Source organism: Parapedobacter composti, assembly GCF_900112315.1.
Lineage (GTDB): Bacteria > Bacteroidota > Bacteroidia > Sphingobacteriales > Sphingobacteriaceae > Parapedobacter > Parapedobacter composti.
The window spans coordinates 20,744-36,837 of sequence record NZ_FOLL01000006.1 but is presented as its reverse complement, the minus strand read 5'-3'; the positions used below and the strand labels follow the sequence as shown (position 1 = coordinate 36,837).

The following is a 16,094-nucleotide window of genomic DNA, read 5'->3' as shown; positions in this document are numbered from 1 at the left end:
CCACCCTTACGCCTTCAAGAAAAAAAATTACCACCGGTAAGCCAGGCCGCCGTAAACACCGGCCTGCCAGCCTTCGCCCCCATAGCGGTGGTCTGCTTCAGGATAGGTATAGCTGAGGGCCGGACCGGCAATGACACTGGCGTGCCTGCCGATGCGAAACTGCGGGAGCACCCGGAGTGCCACCCGCGATCCCGTGGCGATGCGGAGATCCGTACTCGTCCGGCTCACCAGTTCAACATCAAACAAAAAAGTTCTCCCCTCCGCCACGTGCGCCCCCATTCCCGCTTCAACCACATATTTCAGCGGATTGCCGTTCAGGTAATGCCCTACGCCAACCAAGCCGTAGAGTACCCGTCCGCCCGATCGGAATGCCAACTGCATCATGCCAGACTCGTCCGCCCCTGCGGTTATACTTTTCCGGCCGTTCTTCACCAGGTTCACGATACCAACGGGGTAGTCGCTGCTGTCAGCTATGTTAACCAGACCGGCCACCTGCACGCCCCGCACGTGGCGCGCCCGGTTCACTATCCCCGCTACCTGCACGCCCGCCTCGCCGTCGGCGGTGTTCATCGCCCCCGCCAGCTGCAGGCCGCTGTTCCGGCGCGCCTTGTTGAAAACACCGGCCAGCTGTACGCCTTGCACCTCCCCGCCCCAGTTGGCCACACCGGCTATCTGCACACCGCCCGCGCGCTGCAACACCACGTTCGACACACCGGCCACCTGCAGCCCCCGCATCTGCCCGCCCACCAGGTTAAACGCACCCGCTACCTGCACGCGGTGGGCATCGTGCTGATTGATATTGAATCCGCCCCCTATCTCAATGCCGCGCACCCCGGCGGTATAACCGCCGACGAGGTTCAGCGACACCTGGTTAACCACCTGGCTGTTGAACAGCCCCTGTGAGCTCAGGCCCGGCGTAAGCGACACCTGATACGGGCTGTGCGCGAAAAAGCCGCCCAGGTTGATGCGTTGGATACGTTGCTTTGAACTCGTAAAAAAGCGGCCCAGTGCCGAACTTTCAAGTCCGGCTTTGCCGCCATCGTCAGGATAAAACGCATAGCGCCGCCCCTTATCGCCGCCCCCTACCTTCACCGTCGGCAGCAGCACCACCGTGGTATCGCGGTAGTCTGCTTTGCTGACCGTAAGCCATACGCTTTCGCCGGGCCGCCGGATGGACAGCTTGAACCGCCCGTCGGAGTCAGACAAGGTAGACACCAGTACGTTCCGTTCATAAACACTTGCGCCGGGCACCCCCCGGTGGCTCGCCGCATCCTTAATCCACCCCGTCACCACCAGCGTCCCGCTCCGCTCGCTGTCGATGTGCATCGCCAGATCCAGCGTATGCGGCGCATACCGGATAATCACATACCCCGGGGCCTCCTTGAATTCATAGTTACTGCCGAAGGTGCGCTCCAGGAGGTCTGCCAGCCTGCCCTTAAACCGGTCCAGCGCCACCACGCTGTCTTCGGCCACCAGCGTGCTGTTGTATGAAAAATAAAATCCCTGGCTTTCGCTGACTTCCTCCAGCAAGTCGCCCAGCCGGCGCGGACCGCTGTCTGCCACTGCGATTTCACGCATCAGGTGTTGCGCACGGGTAACCAGCGGAGCGGCCAATACCAGGCCGACGAGCGCCAACCTCAGCCGCATCACCGGATGACCACCCTTTTTCCCGTCCGTTCAACCTGCACGCCCAGCGTCTGCGCCACCACGTTCAGCACCTCGTCCAGCGGCCCCAGGCGAAGGGTGGTTGACATCGGCAGCTCCCCGATTTCCTTCCGGCTTATGGCGATGTCCACACCATAAGCCTCCTCCAGCACCTCCGCGATGCGCCACAGCGGTGTATTGTCCAGCACCAGGCGGCGGTTCACATAATAATGGTGCAGCCGGTCTTCCGCCCATCCTTCCTCAAACCTGCCGGTACGCGTATTCACGGTCACCTTTTGGCCCGGCCCCAGCTCCGCTGTTTGGTTAAGCCCCGCCACGTTCACCTTTCCGCTTTCAACGATTACGGTGGTTTCGTCGCCCCGGCGCTTCACGTTGAAAGACGTACCCACCACGGTAACCGTTACGTCTCCGGAGCGGATAACAAACGGCTTCTTCCCATCGGGAGCAACCCTGAAAAAAGCTTCGCCCTTATGCAGGTCTACGGTCCGCTCCCGCTTGAACGGGCTTTGCGAAAAATCCAGTTCGGCAAACCGGTTCAGCGTAATCACCGAACCATCCGCCAGCGTATCCGTGCTGGGCGCATCGGCCGTTGCATACGTAGACGCAAACCGCCCGCCGCCCCCCGGCCCCAGCAGGTAGAATCCCGCCAGTCCGGCGATAGGCACCAGCAACAACATGGCGGCGATGCGCACCCATCCCAGCCTGTACCCTTTCGGGCGGCTATCCCGGCGCTGCACGAAGCGCCGCCACGCTTCGTCTTCATCCACGCCGCTTCCGCTGGCCAGCGACTGGCTGGTCTCCCATATCAGCCGCATGTGCCTGAAATGCCTTTCATGCGCGGGGTCCGCGGCAATCCACTGCCGCACCGCCGCAGCCTCCGCCTCACTGGCTTCATTCAGCAGATATTTTGTCAATAATGCGTCGTCCATCATTTCATATACAAGGTAATACAACCAACAGCAGCGGCAGGAAATCCGCCAGCCGCAGCCGCAGCAGCTTCAGCGCTTTACCCATGTGCGCTTCCACCGTCTTCAGCGAAATGCCCAGCCGGTCTGCAATTTCCTGGTACTTCAGCTCCTCAAAGCGGCTCAGCTGAAAAACCGTCCGGCACTTCTCGGGCAGCAGCCGCAGTGCCGCCTTCAGCTGCCGCCGCAGCTCCTCATCGGGTGCCGCATCCGGTGCTTGCTCTTTAAAATCAACCATCGCTTCCTTCATGTATTTCCTTCGCACCCGCCGGTGTTTCAGGTAGTTCAAACTTTCGTGGTAAACCGCTTTATAGAGGTATGCCCGCAACGACGTGTGTATCCGCATCCGGTCGCGATGCTCCCACAGCTTCAAAAAAACATGCTGCACAATTTCCTCAGCCGCGCTGTCGTCCTCCAGTATCGTGCTGGCATAAGCATGCAATGCCCTGAAATTGCTTTTAAAAGCCGCTTCAAACGCAAGGGTAATATCATGGTCGGGATGCACCGGTGTTTCTCTTTTGGCCAAAGTTACTTCCATTTGTTTAAGTAGACAACGCTGCCGCACGTTACCCTTAGTGGCCGGCGCATTTTTTTTTTGCGCGCCCCCAAACAGCCAAGCCGCCGCTTGCATATTCCAGATGAATAACCTATCTTTACAACAATCAAAGATTCAGAAACAGATCTTCAGTTACCGCTTCCCTACAACCAGCCAAGTGAGCTTTAGCATTTAATTTTCTGTCTCCATTTATCATTTAAAGCGCATTACATTATGGCTATTTTATTGTTTTTTATCGGGATATGGTATCTCTCGTTATTTTCCCAAACGTTTTTCCAGCACCGGTACGCTGCTCACGGATCATTCACCATGAGCCGCTTCTGGGAACGTTTTTTCTTCCTTTTTTCCTACATCACGCAGGGGTCGTCTTATATGAGCCCCCGGGCGTATGCCATCATGCACCGCATGCACCATGCATATACCGATACCGAAAAGGATCCCCATTCGCCCAACTTCTCGCGTAACATCTTTGCGATGATGTGGCGCACGCGTAATATTTACGTTGCTATCGTCAAAGGCCGGTATCCGGTCGAGGAGCGTTTCACCAAAGGTCTTCCGGAGTGGAAACGCCTGGATCGCTGGGGCAACTCCCCGCTTTCCCGTATCCTGTGGGTATTGCTATACGTGGCTTACTTCTGGCTGTTTGCCAGCAGCTTCTGGTGGTTCCTGCTGTTGCCGGTGGTCATCACCTCGGGTGCTTTCCACGGTGCGGTGGTCAACTGGTTTGCCCACAAATACGGGTACATCAACTTCAAGCTGAAGAATACATCACGCAACTTGCTGATGGTCGATGTGTTGATGCTGGGCGAATCGTATCATAACAATCACCATAAGCATCCCTCATCCGTCAACTTCGGCAGGCGCTGGCATGAAATAGATCCGGTATACCCCGTGGCCATGCTGCTGAAATGGTTACGGATTATCCACTATCCAAAGCCCGGCCAACGTCCGGCCGCTGCCGGATAGCGGCGGCACGCCCTGCGGCGTGCTGCTCATGCAGCCTCCGGTTGCTGGGCGCAGCGGGTGCAGCTGGGTCTTGCCCCTAACGGATATCGCCGGGCGGGCTGAAGCCCAGCTTTTCCAGGTGGTACCTCACGGTGTTCAACGAAACGTCTGATTTCCGCCTGGGCTGGAATATGGCGTTGGAAAACTCATACAGCAATATGCCCTGCACGGCGCTGTCCTGTTCCACGGCATCCAGAAAACCTTCGTTGAGTTCACCGGCCTGCTGGATATAGGCATGTACCCACACCCGTTTGTTTTTCGCGTTTGCGTACCGCTTAATCTGCGCCGCCATCGCCGTATCGTAGGCATTGTGGTAGTAATGCTTCAGCGTTATTTCATCCGCCAGGTCAACAACGCGCTTCCAGTCGACCTGTACTTTGGGCATTGCCCAGAAGCCAAGTTCATTGAATTCATCGTTCAGGGTGGGTGCCTCGTTGGCATGCCGCAGGTGCACCTGCACTTTTTTGCCGTATGAGTGGATGAGGCTGGCCGCTTGCTCGAGGAAATCGGCATAAAACGCTCCCCTAACCTGCATTATCTTCAGCGGGTCGGCCTCCTCCTGGAGGATGTCAACGCCATATTTATCCCTGTAACGTGCCACAATAGGCTCGTTATACCCATATTCCACGTAGTCGGTCACCATGCTTGAGTGATTCTGCAGCCTGAAGTCCACCCCGTCAAATCCCATCTCCATCGCATTTTTCACCTGTCGCAGCCAGTAGTCGGTCACTTCCGGATACCCCTCACATGGCGTACCGGCCATACGTCTTGAAGTTCGCTTGGGCCACGTTGCCTTTCACGGGGATGGCTTCGGTGCCCCATTGCCGCTCGCTGAGCGTCCCCCGGTATTGTACAGAAGGCGCCCGGGCCTGCACGGTCGCCGTCAGTGGCACTTCGCCCGACTGTGAAAACGCCTTAATCATGCTGTAAGGTATCGTAGACCACCTATTTCCCTCCCTTACCGTCAGTGCCACGTAGGGCGTTTCCGGGGAGATGTGCAGTCCACCCACGGTCATCACCAGGTGGCGCTTGGGCTGGTCAAACAATGGCTGGCCGTTTGCATCATACACATGCCGCCATTCCACGCGGGTTTCCGTGGTCAACACCGCATCGTATTCCGCATACGTTTCGTTGTCGGCACTGGTCCACAGCGCCAATGCAGGAGGCCGGAGCCGGCTAACTTCCACGGCTTCATGGTCAATCCACTTCTGTGCCCCCACCCGCTGGCGGAATGAGTCGATGCAGAAGGCGATTTCCAGCTTTTCGATGGGTTCAGACAGGCATGCCTCCTCCCTCGCCGAAAGGGGTTTCCTTTTCACCCGCAGGTTGGGGGTTAGCAGACAGCAGTTCATCGAAGCCGATATGCTGCCCCCCAACGGTCGGTACATGGGCCAAGCTCAGTGCGGCATGCCGGTTATGGGGGATGGTATTTCCCGTGCCCGATTCATAGGGTTTTATAATGGCCCAGGCCTCCAGGCCCTGCCGTTTGGCTTCTTTCGCGTATACCCAGTTGGGATCGCCCAGGCAAAGGATGGAGCGCAGCATATCGTTGCGTAAATCCGGGTACAGCGGCATCACGGATAAGCGCGGACTCGCAAATGACGGGTATCCCGGATTGCACAACACGAAATAGACCCGCTGGAACCCGAGGGCTTTCAGCTCACTGATTTCGCGTTCAATGGCTTTCAAATCGTGGAACACCCGCAATTGGGGCATAATATCAATCACCGGGGCAACCATCTTGCCGCTCCGGGTCTGGTGCAACGTATCGGCCGCGCCGTAATCTGCCGCGGCGCGAAGGCATGGCCATGTCATGGCTAACTGGAAAATAAATACAGCGAATAATCTCATCAGGTCTACTTGCGAATGTTCGTTTCTGGTGCTGCAAATATCCCGCATAACGGCGGTAAAGCTGTTTAAAAGATTACCCGCTTTGTATACTTATTTAACTTATCTTAGCCGCCCCAGGCACCATAACCCGATGCAAAGTGGCAAATCCATATACACAATTGGCAAAATAGTGAACAATTATGCCCCCCGTAAATGCGTTCTTTGCATGGTCAGTTATTGAACCCGCTAACCCGTTTAAAAACGACGACACATTGAAAAACGAAAACGATTTCCGTTTAATGAAACGACTGTCATTTGCAAGCATCCTCATCGGCTGGCTAATCGCAGCCGGCTCCAGCCTATCGGCAACCGCCCAGGATCTTTCCGTTGCTGCACCGAAGTGCGAAAACCTCCACAACCCCCTTGGAATCGGCGTCACCGAGCCCCGGTTCAGCTGGAAACTAAGCACGGAATCGCGCGGCATTACCCAAGCGGCATACGAGATTAAGGTCGCTGAATCGCCCAATGCGCTGAAACAGCGGGGCAAACTGTTATGGCAATCGGGCAAAGTCCAGTCAGACCAGTCCATTCATGTTCCGTATGGTGGGCCTGCCCTCCAGTCGCGCCAGCGTTATTTCTGGCAAGTGCGCGTATGGGACAACCGGGGCCGCGTTTCGCCGTGGAGCGATGTGCAGCACTGGGAAATGGGGCTGCTGGACACCAGCTTATGGAATGCCCGGTGGATCCGGGCCGCGCAAACCACTGACGGCAAGCCGGTTCCATCGCCCGTGTTCCGGAAAGCATTCACCGTAGAAAAAGAAATCGCCGACGCCCGCCTGTACGTTACCGCCCACGGCCTCTATGAGGTCGCCCTCAACGGGCAACGGGTGGGCGATTATTACTTCACGCCCGGCTGGACAAGCTATCACAAGCGCCTCCAGTATCAGGTGTTCGACGTAAAACAACACCCCCGCCGGGGCGACAACGTCACGTTGGTCACCCTGGGCGACGGCTGGTACCGCGGGCGGCTTTTCTCCCGCCGCAACGTCTATGGCAAAGAGCACGCCCTGCTATATCAGCTCGAGGTGCGCTATAAAGACGGCTCCATGGCCACGGTAATTTCCGACGGCACCTGGAAAGTAACCTTTGACGGACCTATCCAGGCGGCAGACCATTATGACGGGGAGGTCTACGACGCACGCAAGGCCGATTCCCGCTGGAGTGCACCTGCGTATGATGCCAGCCGCTGGGAAAACGTCATCGAACAAGACATCAGCAAAGCCAACCTGGTGGCCAGCAACGGTGTATTTGTCACCAAACACGAAGCCGTCAAACCCACCCGGCTTATCGTCACGCCGAAAGGCGAAAAGGTGCTTGATTTCGGCCAGAACCTTGTCGGCTGGGTAAAATTCACCGTAGCGGCCCAAGCCGGAGACACCATCACCCTGCACCACGCAGAAGTGCTGGACAGCGCGGGCAACTTCTATACCGCCAACCTCAAAGACGCAAAACAAGAAATCGTCTACATCTGCAGGGGCGGCGGCGAAGAGACTTATGAGCCCCACTTCACCTTTCACGGGTTCCGGTATGTCAGGCTGCAGGGATACCCCGGCGACGTGGATATCGAGAACTTTACCGCACAGGTCCTGCACTCCGACATACCCGTTACCGGCAAGTTCCAGACCTCCAACCCGCTGCTGAACCAACTGCAGCACAACATCACATGGAGCCAGAAGGGTAATTTCCTGGATGTTCCAACCGACTGCCCGCAGCGCGACGAGCGCCTGGGGTGGACGGCCGATGCCCAGGTGTTCTTCAACACGGCCGCCTTCAACATGGATGTGTCCAACTTCTTCGCCAAGTGGCTGGCCGATTTACGGGCCGACCAGTTCAAGAGCGGCAACATGCCCGTGGTTGTTCCCAACGTCAGGGGCGGTTCCGGATCAGCGGCCTGGGCCGATGCGGCCACCATCGTCCCCTGGAATTTCTTTGTGAACTATGCCGACCAACGCCTGCTGGAAACGCAATACGAAAGCATGAAAGCGTGGGTAGAGTTTATGCGCAAAACCAGCAAAAACAACCTGTCTACCATCAGTTCTCGGTATGGCGACTGGCTGTTCTACTCCCCCACGGATGATCGGTACGGAAAAGCTGCCCTAACAGACAAAGACCTCATCGCACAGGCGTTTTACATCTATTCAACGACCCTGGTTGCCAAAGCTGCTGAACGGCTGGGCAAAGAATCCGATTATCGCGTCTACCAGCAACTGTTGCCAACGCTGAAGCAGGCATTCATGGATGAATTCGTCACCGCAAACGGCCGCCTGGTGTCTCCCACGCAAACCGCCTACGTGTTGGCGCTGCATTTTGATATCCTGCCCGAAGAACTCCGCGAACAGGCCGCACGGCGGTTGGTTGAAAACATTGAATCGTATGATTACCACCTGACAACCGGCTTCGTCGGCACGCCCTACCTTAACCATGTACTCACCCGGTTCGGCTATACCGACGTCGCTTACAAACTGCTGCTGTATGGCGATATCCATACCGCTTGGCAGTATACCGCAGACCGCATGGAGGTCAGCGTTACCATACCGCCCAATACGAGCGCCACGGTGCTGCTGCCCCAGGCCACGCTCGCCGATGTGCAAGAGAGCAACCAGCCGCTTACCGCCATAAAAGGATTAAAAGACGCCGCCCAATCGGGCGATGCGGTCAAGCTCAAACTCGGATCAGGAACATATACCTTTGTTTATAAACCCAACAAGAAGTAGCTGAAATGTCATTGAAAAAACACGCCACACCAGCCCTCCGCCTCACCACGTTAAAAGCCCTGTCTGTCATGGGGCTGATAACCGCCTGCGGAATAGCGGCTGCCCAAGATTCCACGGCCCAGCGGCGGCCCGAAGTACTTTATAACAACATCAGGCTTCCCGAGCAGTGGCCACCCCGGTATGACGACCCGAAGTTCGTCGGCTACCGCACGCCGCCCTACCTCGTCAATCCGCCGGATGTCATCAACATCAACACGGGGCGCCAGTTGTTCGTGGATGATTTCCTCATCGCCAATACAACGCTCAACCGGGTATTCCATGCCGCGGAGAAGCTGGACCAAAACCCCGTATTTTTCCCCGAAACCGACTACGAAAAGGAGTCGCTGGGTAGTTCTGAACCGGGCCATAAAGACGTTACCTACCTGGGCCACGGCGGCGTATTCTATGATTTTGACGACCGCCTCTTCAAAATGTTCTACACGGCCGGCTGGCGCGGCGGACTGGCCATGGCAACGAGCACCAATCTGGTCGACTGGAAACGTCCGGATCTGGGGCTGGTAGACCAGAATATCATTCTTCCCGGTGGCTGGCTTAATGCCGGCGGCGACAACGCCATATGGTTAGACAGCCAAACCGAAAATCCCGATGAAAAGTTCAAGATGGTTACCGACCGCGGCACGCACTTAGCCGACCGGAGGGACCATACGCTGCATTTTTCCAGGGATGGCCGGATATGGTCACACGGACTGCCCGCTCACCGGGCAGACGACTATTGCTCGTTCTTCTACAATCCCTTCCGGGATGTGTGGGTGTTCAGCCTCAAAAAGCAGGGACGCGGCCGCGCCCGGTGGTACCTGGAGAGCGAAGAGTTCATGAAGGGCACCAACTGGGACGATGCTGTTTTCTGGGTCAATGCCGATACCCTGGATAAACCCGACCCCGACATCGGCAACTTTGCGCAATTGTACAGCCTCAATGCCGTTGCTTACGAGAGCGTTATCCTCGGCGAGTTTTACGTCCACCTGGGCCCCACCAATAGGGTTGCCAACGAAGGGCGTTTCCCCAAAATCACGGAGCTGAAATTAGGGTTCAGCCGCGATGGATTCCACTGGCACCGGCCAGACCGCCGTCCGTTCATCGCCGCCACGCGGAAAGAAGGCGACTGGGACCGCGGATACCTGCACGGCACCATGGGCGTGTGCCTGGTGATGGGCGATGAACTGTGGTTCCCCTATTGCGGTTATTCCGGCCAGGCGTCAGACGGTTTCCGCGGCATGTATACCGGCGCCAGCATCGGGATGGCCAAACTGCGGAGAGACGGATTCGCTTCCATGGAAGCCGGCAAAAAGGCGGGGCACCTGGTCACCCGGCCCGTTACGTTCGACGGCAAATACCTTTTCGTCAATGTAGACTGCCCCGAGGGCGAACTCCGCGCAGAAATCCTGGACGAGCGGGGCAAGGTCATCAAGCCCTTTTCCATGAAGCACTGCAAGCCCACGCGGGTAAACAAAACCTTGCATCAGATCGAGTGGACCGGAGGGGAAGACCTCTCTTCCATTGCCGGCAAGCCGGTACAGTTCCGGTTTCAGCTGAGCAACGGTAAGCTGTATTCCTTCTGGGTAAGCCCCGATAAAAGTGGTGCCAGCTACGGCTACCTCGGCGCGGGCGGCCCGGGTTACGACGGGGTGATAGACAACAAGGGCATAAACGCGTATTAACGCCGCATCCCGGGCGTCATCACCGGCCACGCCGGACCAAACGGGGCACCTTAAGCACCAGCTTCAGCTGCTCAGCCCGGGGCCGGCGTCCAGACAGGCGGCTGTACAGCTCACCCACCACCAGGGTGGTGATGCCGCCGATGGCGCTGTACCACATAAACGATACACTGGTGGCCAGCCACGTGGCAAGTACCGCCACAAAGCCGGCCACCAGTCCTGTTATAGCGCCGCCGCTTTCCGCCCGTTTGCTGAGCATGCCAAGCAGAAACACGCCAACCAGCGCACCGCCGAAAAAGTTGATAATGGTCGTTGATGCTTCCAGCAGGTTACCCAGCAAGCCGCCCAGGCACGCCAGCGCCGTGGCTACCAGACCGAAAAGCATGGTCATCCCGCGCGCCACGCGCACGGAGCCTTCACCCCGGCTGAAACGCCGGTGGAAATCGGCCATGAATACGGTGCTCATCGAGTTAAGCACCGAGCTGATGGTCGACATAGACGCGGCAAACAGGGCAGACACCATCAGTCCCTTCACCCCAATCGGCAGCTCGTTGATAACAAACCGGATGAATACTTCATTGGTGGGGATGTCGGTATTCCCTTCCTGAGTATAAAAGGCGAAAAGCACCGCTCCCTCAAAGAAGATCAGAAAGCCGATCAACGATGCCACCAGCAGGGAGGTCACAAAAGCCCAATTGGCCCGCCTCAGGGAATTGACCGAAAGGAAGCGCTGCATCTCCGCCTGGTCGGCACCAAATTGCGAAATAATGAGAAATGTCCCCCCGATGATACCGCTCCATACGGTATAGGTGTCCGTGGGGTCGGCAGACCAGTTAACATAGTCGAATTTACCGTGCGCTCCGGCAAGCGCAAACACCTGGCCGAAGCCGCCATCGATTCGAGACGCAGCAACGAAGATAACGATGAAGATGCCGCCCATCATGATAAGCAGCTGGGGCACGTCGGTCCAAATCACCGCTTTCATTCCGCCCAGCAGCGTATAGCCGGTGGTTACCACCCCCGTAACCAGCACTATCCACAACGGGTCTATTCCCATAAGCACACTCATGACCAATGCCGGGGCATAGATACCCACCGCCAGGAAAGCACATTTGAAGAGCAGAAACAGGCCGCTGCCCAGCAGACGCAGCATGGGGCTGAACCGCTTCTCGAGATACTCGTATATCGAATAGAGCCGCAGCTGGAAGAAAAAGGGCATGATAATCAAGCAAATCACGGCAATGGCCATCGGCACCGCCAGCCGGTACTGCAAAAACCCGAAGTTTGTGCTGAAACCGAGGCCCACGGCACCGATATAAGAGATGGCACTGGTCACCGTGGCCACACCGGCCAGCGCGGCAGCCCACCACGGGATGTTGCGGCCGCCCATCAGAAAGTCTTTCAGCGACTGCTGCGACTTGCTGAAAAGGCTTGCCACCACCACAACGGCGATGAAATACACCACAACGATTATGCTGTCTACCGGATGCATGCGGCACTATGCTTTAGCCACCAGGTGGATAGTTACCCGATACGCGCTGCCCCGCTCCGGCAGGCTGCCTTCCAAGCGCAGCCAGCCCCCGAAATGGCTCACCCGCCGGAAGGCGCTGACGTTACCGCGGAGCGGTTCGAAAGCCGTGCCCTCGTCCAGCCAGTTCACCCCATCCACCGATAGCTGTACCTTCAGCAGCAGCGGACCGCCCCCTTCATCCAATTGCTCGGCATCCACAAAAAAGATAGCTTCAGACGCCCAGGCCACCTCCAAGGGGTGGGTGGCAAAATCGGTGTCAACAACCCTCCGTTGTTCCACGGTGCTTGTTTGGAAATGTCTCATCATCGGCCCGTTTATCAATCTACAGAAATGACTACCGAATCCACGAACAGGAATACGCGCCGATTGCTGTCGTTCTCTACCCAGATAACCGGGTTCAGCAGGCCCTCGATGCGCGCATACGGACGGACATCCGTAGGCGCAAAAGCGCTGAGGTCGAACACCCGGTCGCGCGACTGCAGTTCTACGTACCGGCGGCTTTCCAGGTCGTACGTGAAGCGCAGGTACAACCAGTTGATTTTATCGTCGCTTTCGTTGTAGCACAGCTCCTGCCGGCTGTCGGGGATAAACCGGTAGCCGTCGGCCTCCCCATCCGGGTAGCGCCGCCCGTACCACATGGGGTCTACCCCCCGCTTGCACCAGTCGCCGTCGGTGCCGTATGCCCAGTCCGCGTCACTAACCTCCCCCGCCTGCATCACCTGCCACTGCTTTTTCAGTTCGCCATTTACCGAATTCACGTACCGTACCCCCGCGAAGTTACGGGCCTGTGCGTTCTGCGTATCGAAACTCACGCCGAAGGCACGGATATCGTTTTCACTCAGCCCCGATCGGTCCTGTTCGGTGGTATAGGCATACCACATTTCAAACTGCAGGCGCCCCGGCTTCCGGTGCGTTGTCAGCCGCTTAATCGCATGGCTCATGCTGCCCGGGGCGGGCGGCTCTTCATAGCGGTTCGCAACCGGGCGCGTCGCCAGTTTCAATGAATAAAGCCCATCCATCGAGCCGTGCGTTCCCGGAAACCGGAAGGTCGCCGTACTCAGCATGATAGGCCCCCATTGGGTTTTTTCAACGATACTCTTGCGCACGCCGAAATTATCCAGCGTGTAGTTGGGCATCAGGTTGGTCCACCCGCAGAGGCCCCGGTCGAAATCATCATAGCAAACCAGGTGTTTCAGGGGCTGGAATTTAGCTAATCGATAGTCTATCATGTATTGTCGTTATCGTTTACCCTTAACCCGCACAAGCTGGCGATCCCTTTTTAGTCAGTTAGCGGCTGATATACCGTAAGCATCCAGCTCCCGGAGCGTAAAGCGCGTGCTCACCACCGAATTTTTCTTCGGCCCCTCGCGGTACTTGACATAAGTCGTTGCCACAAACGTACCGTCAGGCAGCAGTTCCAGTCCGGGGTAGCCGCAGTCGGCCTTTTTATGGCTGTGCAGCAGCTTCACCCTGAACTGTCCGTCGCGTCCCTTCAGGATATCGTTATACGTACCTACCCACGCCACGAAATGGTCGCGCGTAGGATTATCGTGCCCCGTATCGCGGAATACCACCACCAGGCGGCCATCCGGCGCATACTTCGCCTTATGGCGGTCGCCGTGCAACGGCCCCGGCAGCGCCTTCACTTCAGACCAGGTGGCCCCTTCATCGTCGCTGGTCATATACAGCGCCACCCGTTTTACATTTTCGCGGATCAGGCAAAGCAACTGCTTGCCGTCAGGCGAGCGCACCAGCTCCGGCTCGCAGGGTTTCAGTCCGGGCAGGTCGAGCACGATCTGCCAGGGCGACCATGTAAACCCACCATCATCCGAATAGCTCTGCACCACCACATTGGAGCGCTTTTCCACCTTTTCTCCCGGTCTCCGGATATTCGACATCGCCAGCAAGCGCTTGCCGCCGTTAATCGGCATAATCGTACAGAACGGCATCACGCTTGGCCCGATGTGGTTAGACGCCATGGGCGACCAGGTGCGGCCGTCGTCTTCGGAATATGACTGGTACATACTACCGTCCGGTCCCTCGCCCGCAAAAACAAACAATCGGTGATTCCCCTCGCTGTCCGGCAGCCGGTAAATGGCAGGGCAGTTTTTCACGGCCGGCCAATTGTCCGGCACGTCAAGCAGACCGCTCCAGGTCAGGCCACCATCGTCGCTGCGTTTCATGGGGCCGCACACTCCCCCATGGTCGTAGGTCCACACGCAATATATCGTCTTGCCATCCGGCAGCAGCACCGTAGTCGGGTGCCCCTGGTAAACCTCCGCCGTACCTTCAGCCACCATCACATGGCGGGCCGTATCGTCAGACAAATCAATGGTGCGGATTTCACGCGGCTGCACCGCCATCCGGCTGCCCTGACATCCCACAATGAATACCAGAGCTGCCCATACGCCGTAAGGAAAAACATGCTTTCTCATCTGAATTTAAATAGCATCAATAATTGGTTTATAGAACTTCATGTTTATATGTCAAACATATAATTAAATCATATATGTCTGACTTATTAACCGTACGCAAAGTAAAGCCACCGCATTGACAAAACCAAATTTCAGGCTTAAATTATTGAAAAAGACCGCAGGCATCAGCCAATAAGCCCAAAATGATGCTCAAAATGAGCCCGTATCGCTTCGCGGAAGCTTGCCGGATTACCCCGGCGGAGGGTGTCCACCAAATCGCCATGGGTCACCCTCGGCGCGGCACCGGGCTGGTGGATAGCCTCGCGGTAATCCAGTACATACTGGAAAATCGGCTGCAGCATATGCTGGAACCGTATCAGCACCGGGTTTCCGGTAATTTCATACAGCGTGGCATGAAACTGGATATCCAGGCGCACCAGGGACGCCTTATCCTGGGCGGCGCGCTCTTCCAGCACAATGTTGTCCAATTGTTTTAAATGCCCGGGTTGGATGCGGGGGTACAGGAAATCGCCGAGCCCCATTTCGAGCATCAGCCGCACCTCAAACAGGCGCTGCAGCGTATTTTTGCCAAGCAAGTTCGGGTCAAGAATACGTTCCATACCACCAAGCACGTCAGGCTCCGTCAGCACAGTACCCCGGCGCTTGCGCACGTCGATGAGTCCGAGCATGCGCAGGCGGCTCATCGCCTCGCGGATCACGCTCCGGCTTACGCCCAGTGCTTCGGCCAACTCCATTTCCTTTGGCAGGGTATCCCCGATTTTATACCCTTTATCCACGAAGTATTCCCTTAAGCGGCGCTCCGCCTGATCGGTCATGGTGATACTTACGATGTGATTCACTGCTTGTTTGTCCATGCTGGCTCCGCGCTAGTTCGCGTCAAAAATAGAAAAATAAGTCACGAAATCACTTTTTTGCTTCTTGCAAGCGGCGATCAGGCAAGCGCGCGGCATTTCGGTACGATTTTGCTATTTTCGCACTATGGAGAATACACAATGAGCGAAATCCCGGCTGATTTCGACGAACAAGATGCGCTGGCCCGCTCGGCCCGGGGAGATTCGCGTGCCTTTAAGTTCATCTTTGATGCCTATCAATCGCGCGTCTACACGTTCGCCCTGCATTACCTGAAGTCAGACCAGCAAGCCGAAGAAGCCGTGCAGGAGGTGTTCCTGAAGCTGTGGCGAAAAGGCAGCGACCTGGCCGGTATCGGCGATCTGCAGCAGTATATCTTCATTATCGCACGCAACCACGCGCTGGATTGCCTCCGCCGCAACAAGGTTCGGGAAAAACTCCATACCCCGCTGCCCGCGGCGGAGGAACCCTTCACCAACAACACCGAAGAGGCCATCCTGCTGCGCGATACGCGCCGCATCCTGGAAGAAGGCATCGCCAGGCTGCCGCCCCAGCAGCAGCGGGTATACCAACTTTGCCATCAACAAGGGCTTACCTACAGCCAGGCGGCCCAGAAATTGGCCATATCGGAGCAAACCGTGCACCGGCACATGAAACTGGCGCTCCGCTTTCTCCGAGATTACCTCAACAAGCACGGGGTATCCGGCGTGTTGCTGCTATTGTTAAAACTTTTTTAATATTTTTTTAACCCACCGTTGCCCCTGCGGGG

Annotated in this window: 15 protein-coding genes; 4 read left to right on the top strand and 11 right to left on the bottom strand. The window is 57.0% G+C overall.

Annotated features, from left to right (window positions below; translation table 11 throughout):
• Positions 1–27: 27 nt before the first annotated feature.
• The 3 genes from BM030_RS08230 to BM030_RS08220 are packed head-to-tail and all read right to left on the bottom strand — an operon-like array spanning position 28 to position 3,168.
• Positions 28–1,647, bottom strand: coding sequence for a peptidase associated/transthyretin-like domain-containing protein (locus tag BM030_RS08230; protein WP_090973114.1), 1,620 nt, complete (start codon positions 1,645–1,647; stop codon positions 28–30).
• Positions 1,647–2,597: a FecR family protein gene (locus BM030_RS08225; RefSeq protein WP_090973113.1), complete on the bottom strand. Its 951-nt coding sequence runs from the start codon at positions 2,595–2,597 to the stop codon at positions 1,647–1,649. Before BM030_RS08225 ends, BM030_RS08230 begins: the two co-directional genes overlap by 1 nt.
• Before the next feature lies 1 nt (position 2,598).
• Positions 2,599–3,168, bottom strand: a complete 570-nt coding sequence (locus BM030_RS08220; RefSeq protein ID WP_090973257.1) for an RNA polymerase sigma-70 factor — start codon at positions 3,166–3,168, stop codon at positions 2,599–2,601.
• A 231-nt stretch (positions 3,169–3,399) separates the two neighbouring features.
• Between BM030_RS08220 and BM030_RS08215 the strand changes: the two genes are divergently transcribed.
• The gene (locus tag BM030_RS08215) at positions 3,400–4,152 is read left to right on the top strand and encodes an acyl-CoA desaturase (RefSeq protein ID WP_090973112.1); all 753 of its coding nucleotides are present in this window, start codon (positions 3,400–3,402) and stop codon (positions 4,150–4,152) included.
• A 76-nt stretch (positions 4,153–4,228) separates the two neighbouring features.
• Here BM030_RS08215 and BM030_RS08210 read toward each other — a convergent pair whose 3' ends face one another.
• Genes BM030_RS08210 through BM030_RS08200 form a run of 3 tightly spaced genes read right to left on the bottom strand, consistent with a single transcriptional unit; the run spans position 4,229 to position 6,042 of the window.
• On the bottom strand, positions 4,229–4,954 hold the full coding sequence (locus BM030_RS08210; RefSeq protein ID WP_090973111.1) for a hypothetical protein: 726 nt from the start codon (positions 4,952–4,954) through the stop codon (positions 4,229–4,231).
• Positions 4,935–5,543, bottom strand: coding sequence for a hypothetical protein (locus BM030_RS08205; protein ID WP_139215848.1), 609 nt, complete (start codon positions 5,541–5,543; stop codon positions 4,935–4,937). Before BM030_RS08205 ends, BM030_RS08210 begins: the two co-directional genes overlap by 20 nt.
• Entirely contained in the window at positions 5,464–6,042 is a 579-nt protein-coding gene (locus BM030_RS08200) for a hypothetical protein (protein ID WP_139215847.1), read from the bottom strand. Before BM030_RS08200 ends, BM030_RS08205 begins: the two co-directional genes overlap by 80 nt.
• Before the next feature lie 278 nt (positions 6,043–6,320).
• Between BM030_RS08200 and BM030_RS08195 the strand changes: the two genes are divergently transcribed.
• Positions 6,321–8,795 carry an alpha-L-rhamnosidase gene (locus BM030_RS08195; protein WP_090973256.1) on the top strand — a complete coding sequence of 825 codons (2,475 nt, stop codon included), beginning with the start codon at positions 6,321–6,323 and terminating at the stop codon, positions 8,793–8,795.
• Between the two features lie 5 nt (positions 8,796–8,800).
• Positions 8,801–10,513 (top strand): hypothetical protein, encoded by a 1,713-nt coding sequence (locus BM030_RS08190; protein ID WP_090973108.1) that lies wholly within the window; start codon positions 8,801–8,803, stop codon positions 10,511–10,513.
• Between the two features lie 19 nt (positions 10,514–10,532).
• Here the strand turns inward: BM030_RS08190 and BM030_RS08185 are convergent, their stop codons facing one another.
• The 5 genes from BM030_RS08185 to BM030_RS08165 all read right to left on the bottom strand — a co-directional run bounded on the left by BM030_RS08185 (position 10,533) and on the right by BM030_RS08165 (position 15,330).
• The gene (locus BM030_RS08185; protein ID WP_090973107.1) at positions 10,533–12,002 is read right to left on the bottom strand and encodes a sodium:solute symporter family transporter; all 1,470 of its coding nucleotides are present in this window, start codon (positions 12,000–12,002) and stop codon (positions 10,533–10,535) included.
• 6 nt (positions 12,003–12,008) lie between these two features.
• The gene (locus BM030_RS08180; protein ID WP_090973105.1) at positions 12,009–12,347 is read right to left on the bottom strand and encodes a hypothetical protein; all 339 of its coding nucleotides are present in this window, start codon (positions 12,345–12,347) and stop codon (positions 12,009–12,011) included.
• 11 nt (positions 12,348–12,358) lie between these two features.
• Entirely contained in the window at positions 12,359–13,270 is a 912-nt protein-coding gene (locus BM030_RS08175; RefSeq protein ID WP_090973103.1) for a DUF6772 family protein, read from the bottom strand.
• Between the two features lie 54 nt (positions 13,271–13,324).
• Positions 13,325–14,476 carry a sialidase family protein gene (locus BM030_RS08170; RefSeq protein WP_211657557.1) on the bottom strand — a complete coding sequence of 384 codons (1,152 nt, stop codon included), beginning with the start codon at positions 14,474–14,476 and terminating at the stop codon, positions 13,325–13,327.
• Positions 14,477–14,640: 164 nt separating this feature from the next.
• A complete protein-coding gene (locus BM030_RS08165; RefSeq protein ID WP_090973101.1) occupies positions 14,641–15,330 on the bottom strand; it encodes a FadR/GntR family transcriptional regulator in 690 nt (229 codons plus the stop codon).
• A 138-nt stretch (positions 15,331–15,468) separates the two neighbouring features.
• Between BM030_RS08165 and BM030_RS08160 the strand changes: the two genes are divergently transcribed.
• Positions 15,469–16,062, top strand: a complete 594-nt coding sequence (locus BM030_RS08160; RefSeq protein ID WP_090973099.1) for an RNA polymerase sigma factor — start codon at positions 15,469–15,471, stop codon at positions 16,060–16,062.
• Positions 16,063–16,094: the final 32 nt, after the last annotated feature.

Excerpts from the sequence above, each read along its gene's own strand:
- BM030_RS08225 (WP_090973113.1), bottom strand. The coding sequence starts at position 2,597 with ATGATGGACGACGCATTATTGACAAAATATCTGCTGAATGAAGCCAGT.
- BM030_RS08215 (WP_090973112.1), top strand. The coding sequence starts at position 3,400 with ATGGCTATTTTATTGTTTTTTATCGGGATATGGTATCTCTCGTTATTT.
- BM030_RS08230 (WP_090973114.1), bottom strand. The coding sequence starts at position 1,647 with ATGCGGCTGAGGTTGGCGCTCGTCGGCCTGGTATTGGCCGCTCCGCTG.
- BM030_RS08180 (WP_090973105.1), bottom strand. The coding sequence starts at position 12,347 with ATGATGAGACATTTCCAAACAAGCACCGTGGAACAACGGAGGGTTGTT.
- BM030_RS08185 (WP_090973107.1), bottom strand. The coding sequence starts at position 12,002 with ATGCATCCGGTAGACAGCATAATCGTTGTGGTGTATTTCATCGCCGTT.
- BM030_RS08220 (WP_090973257.1), bottom strand. The coding sequence starts at position 3,168 with ATGGAAGTAACTTTGGCCAAAAGAGAAACACCGGTGCATCCCGACCAT.
- BM030_RS08175 (WP_090973103.1), bottom strand. The coding sequence starts at position 13,270 with ATGATAGACTATCGATTAGCTAAATTCCAGCCCCTGAAACACCTGGTT.
- BM030_RS08170 (WP_211657557.1), bottom strand. The coding sequence starts at position 14,476 with ATGAGAAAGCATGTTTTTCCTTACGGCGTATGGGCAGCTCTGGTATTC.
- BM030_RS08165 (WP_090973101.1), bottom strand. The coding sequence starts at position 15,330 with ATGGACAAACAAGCAGTGAATCACATCGTAAGTATCACCATGACCGAT.
- BM030_RS08160 (WP_090973099.1), top strand. The coding sequence starts at position 15,469 with ATGAGCGAAATCCCGGCTGATTTCGACGAACAAGATGCGCTGGCCCGC.
- BM030_RS08190 (WP_090973108.1), top strand. The coding sequence starts at position 8,801 with ATGTCATTGAAAAAACACGCCACACCAGCCCTCCGCCTCACCACGTTA.
- BM030_RS08195 (WP_090973256.1), top strand. The coding sequence starts at position 6,321 with ATGAAACGACTGTCATTTGCAAGCATCCTCATCGGCTGGCTAATCGCA.
- BM030_RS08205 (WP_139215848.1), bottom strand. The coding sequence starts at position 5,543 with ATGAACTGCTGTCTGCTAACCCCCAACCTGCGGGTGAAAAGGAAACCC.
- BM030_RS08200 (WP_139215847.1), bottom strand. The coding sequence starts at position 6,042 with ATGAGATTATTCGCTGTATTTATTTTCCAGTTAGCCATGACATGGCCA.
- BM030_RS08210 (WP_090973111.1), bottom strand. The coding sequence starts at position 4,954 with ATGGCCGGTACGCCATGTGAGGGGTATCCGGAAGTGACCGACTACTGG.